Annotated in this window: 3 protein-coding genes and 1 pseudogene; 2 read left to right on the top strand and 2 right to left on the bottom strand. The window is 72.6% G+C overall.

The features are described from left to right. On the bottom strand, nt 1-973 hold a 973-nt coding region (xseA, locus tag I59_RS06910), incomplete at its 3' end, for an exodeoxyribonuclease VII large subunit (RefSeq protein ID WP_022903238.1). 137 nt (nt 974-1,110) lie between these two features. Here xseA and I59_RS06905 point away from each other — a divergent pair. Then, nucleotides 1,111-2,175 carry a 4-hydroxy-3-methylbut-2-enyl diphosphate reductase gene (locus I59_RS06905; protein WP_022903237.1) on the top strand — a complete coding sequence of 355 codons (1,065 nt, stop codon included), beginning with the start codon at nt 1,111-1,113 and terminating at the stop codon, nt 2,173-2,175. Continuing rightward, nucleotides 2,172-2,879, top strand: coding sequence for a DUF6264 family protein (locus tag I59_RS06900; protein WP_148286123.1), 708 nt, complete (start codon nt 2,172-2,174; stop codon nt 2,877-2,879). The genes I59_RS06905 and I59_RS06900 overlap by 4 nt, the downstream gene beginning before the upstream one ends. A 27-nt stretch (nt 2,880-2,906) precedes the next feature. Here the strand turns inward: I59_RS06900 and I59_RS19405 are convergent. Next, nucleotides 2,907-3,506, bottom strand: a pseudogene (locus I59_RS19405) (M18 family aminopeptidase); the annotation flags it as partial.

Genomic DNA, 3,506 nt, shown 5'->3' with positions numbered 1-3,506 from the left:
CGCGCGACCTCTTCCGCCGGGTGTCGACGAGCCACGCCGTCGAGGCGAGCGCCGGCCGGGAGCGCAGCGCGGCGAGACGGTCGGCCTCGACCGAGAGGGTGTGCGAGAGCCGCAGGCCCAGGCGGGCACGGGCCTGCCGGACGTTCGCGAGCTCCTCGGCGACGTCGGGGACGACCCGCTTCGCCGCGTCGGTCGGGGTCGAGGCGCGGAGGTCCGCGACCTCGTCGAGGATCGGGCGGTCGGCTTCGTGCCCGATCGCGGAGACGATCGGGGTGTTCGCCGCTGCCGCTGCGCGGACGAGCCCTTCGTCGCTGAAGCCGAGCAGGTTCTGGAAGTCGCCGCCACCGCGCGCGATGACGATGACGTCGACGGTCGGGTCGGCGTCGAGCTCGCGGATCGCGGCGGTGACCTCGCCCACCGTGCGTTCGCCCTGCACCGCGGTGTGCACGGTGCGGAACTCGACCTGCGGCCAGCGGAGCTGCGCGTTCCGCTTGACGTCCTTCTCGGCGTCGGAGTCCTTGCCCGTGATCAGCCCGATGCGGTGGGGGAGGAACGGCAGGCGCTTCTTGCGCGACGGGTCGAACAGCCCCTCGGCCGCCAGGGTCCGCCGGAGCCGTTCGAGCCGTTCGAGGAGGTCGCCGAGCCCGACGTGCTTCATCTCGACGACCTGCATCGTGAGCGAACCGCCCTTGACCCAGTAGTTCGGCTTGACGGCGGCGACGACGCGGTCGCCCTGCTTGAGGTCGGCGGGCACCCGGGAGCGCACGCTCGACCAGATCGAGAAGGACACGGTGGCGTCGACCTCGACGTCCTTGAGCTTGCCGTAGACGTTGCCGCCCGCGACGTTCCACTGCGTGATCTCGCCCTCGACCCAGGCGGTGCCGAGCCGGTCGATCCAGTCGCGGACCTTGGCGCCGAGCAGCGCGACGGGCCAGGGGTTGTCGGCCGTCGGCGGGCCCTGTTCGATCGCCATCTCGCTCCTTCCGAACGCGGGACACCCATGCTGCCGCAGACCGGTGACACGACCGGTCGCACCGCGCCGCGGGGACGTTCTCCACAGGCCGGTCCGTGCCCAGGTCGTGCGGGTCCCGCTCACCTATCATCGGGGACGTGACGATCACCAACGGCCACACGGTCCCCCTCGCCCCGCCGCGGGTGCACGCGGCGCGCGGTCGACTGCGGGACGAGCCGGTCGCCGGCACCAAGAAGGTGTTGCTCGCCGCCCCGCGCGGGTACTGCGCGGGCGTCGACCGTGCGGTCGTGGCCGTGGAGCAGGCGCTCGAGCAGTACGGCGAGCCGGTCTACGTGCGGAAGCAGATCGTGCACAACGTCCACGTGGTGTCGACCCTGGAGCAGCGCGGTGCGGTCTTCGTCGACGACGTCGCCGAAGTGCCCCGCGGATCCCACGTCGTGTTCAGCGCGCACGGCGTCGCACCGGCCGTCGTCGCCGGTGCAGCCGAGCGCGACCTGCACGCCATCGACGCGACCTGCCCCCTCGTCACGAAGGTGCACCGCGAGGCCACGCGCTTCGCGAAGGCCGACCGCACGATCATCCTCATCGGTCACGCCGGTCACGAGGAGGTCGAGGGCACGATGGGTCACGCGCCCGACCGCACGATCCTGGTGAACGGTCCGGAGGACGTCGCGGCCCTGCAGGTCCCCGACCCGGACAACCTCGTCTGGCTGTCGCAGACCACGCTGAGCGTCGACGAGACGATGGAGACCGTCCGGCTGCTCCGCGAGAAGTTCCCCACCATCCAGGACCCGCCCTCCGACGACATCTGCTACGCCACGCAGAACCGTCAGGTCGCGATCAAGAAGGTCGCTCCCGCAGCCGACCTGGTGATCGTGGTCGGGTCGGCGAACTCGTCGAACAGCGTCCGCCTGGTCGAGGTCGCCCTCGAGCACGGCGCCGCGGCCGCGCACCGCATCGACTACGCCGAGGAGATCCGGCAGGAGTGGCTCGACGGGGTCCGGACCGTGGGCGTCACCAGCGGCGCGTCCGTGCCCGAGGAACTCGTGACCGAGGTCCTCGAGCAGCTCGCCGACGCCGGGTACGGCGCCGTCGAAGAGGTGGTCACTGCCCACGAGGACCTCATGTTCTCGCTCCCGAAGGAACTCCGGACCGATGCGTCCGGCCAGCCCACCCGGGCGCTCGGCGGGCGGCGCGCATGAGCGGCGACTGGTCCGAGGCCCCAGTGCACGACCCGGGACACGGTCGCGCCGACGACGGCCGGGAGGCGCGGCGCGGCCCCGCGACGTCGGCCGCCGCCCCGGCAGCGGGTCGCGTCCACGGCACGCCGGCACCGCAGTACGGCGAGTACGCGCCCGAGGGCTGGGTGAACCCGGTGCTCGCCGAGCAGGAGCGCGTCGAGCGCGAGGCCGAGTCCCGGGCGCTCCGGGAGCAGGCGGCCCGCGAGACCGCCGGGACACCGGCGCGACCCGGTCAGACAGGCTCCCGTCCGGCGCGCGCCGGAGGCGTCACCACCGCCCCGTCGAGCCGGTTCGGCGCCTCGCCCCTCGACTTCGGGATGACCGTCGGGCTCCTCGTGCTCGGCCTCTGGTCGGTCCTGCAGTCACTGTCGGTCGGACAGGTGGCCTCGGCGGTCCGGCAGACGTTCGAGCAGCGCTACACGACGTTCTCGGACCCGTCGGTGCTCACCGGCGCCGCGATCGTCGGAGCCGTCGCGAGCGTGGTGCTCTTCGCACTGACCCTGTGGTGGTCGATCCGTCGCCTGCGGGCACGCCGGTGGACGTTCTGGGTCCCGCTGCTCGGTGGCGTCGTGTCGACGGCCGTCAGCGTCACGGCGTTCCTCGTCGTCGTCCTGCAGGACCCCCGCTTGGTCGACGCCGTGCTGCGCTCCAGCGGCGGCGCCTGAGCGCGTCGAACCGGGTGGTGCTGCCGACTACCCCGCCAAGAAGGCCGCGACGGCGCCGTGCAGGGCCGCGAGGTCGTCGACGTGCACGAGTTCGCGGACCGAGTGCATCGACAGCAGCCCCACCCCGATGTCGATCGTCGGGATGCCGAGACGCGTCGCCGCGATCGGGCCGATGGTCGAGCCGCCGGCGATCGTGTTGACGTTCACGAACGGCTGGTACTCGACGCCCGCCTGGTCGCACGCCGCCGAGAACACCGCTTCGCCCTTCGCCTCGGTCATGTAGCGCTGGTTCGCGCTGATCTTGAGCAGGGGACCGCCTCCCGGCCGCGGGCGGTTCGTCGGGTCGTGCTTCTCCGGCTGGTTCGGGTGCACGAGGTGCCCGGCGTCGCTCGACAGCAGCCACGAGGCCCGGAACGCCCGAGCAGCGTCGGAGCGGGTGGCGCCGAGGCCCTCCTGCACGCGCCCGAGGACGTCCTCCAGGAACGGCCCGCCCGCACCCGAGGGGGTCGAGGAGCCGATCTCCTCGTGGTCGAAGGCCGCGAACACCGGGATGTGGTCCCCGTCGGACGGCGCCTCGACGACGCCTCGGATTCGGCGTGCACGGCTCGTGAGTTGTCCATCCGTCCG

This window comes from Curtobacterium sp. B8, from assembly GCF_000333315.1.
Lineage (GTDB): Bacteria > Actinomycetota > Actinomycetes > Actinomycetales > Microbacteriaceae > Curtobacterium > Curtobacterium luteum.
Note: the sequence above shows the minus strand (reverse complement) of the source record. Positions and strands in the feature narration are given on the sequence as shown.

Bases quoted from the DNA above. Each gene is read 5' to 3' on its own strand.
- I59_RS06900 (WP_148286123.1), top strand. From the start codon at position 2,172: ATGAGCGGCGACTGGTCCGAGGCCCCAGTGCACGACCCGGGACACGGT.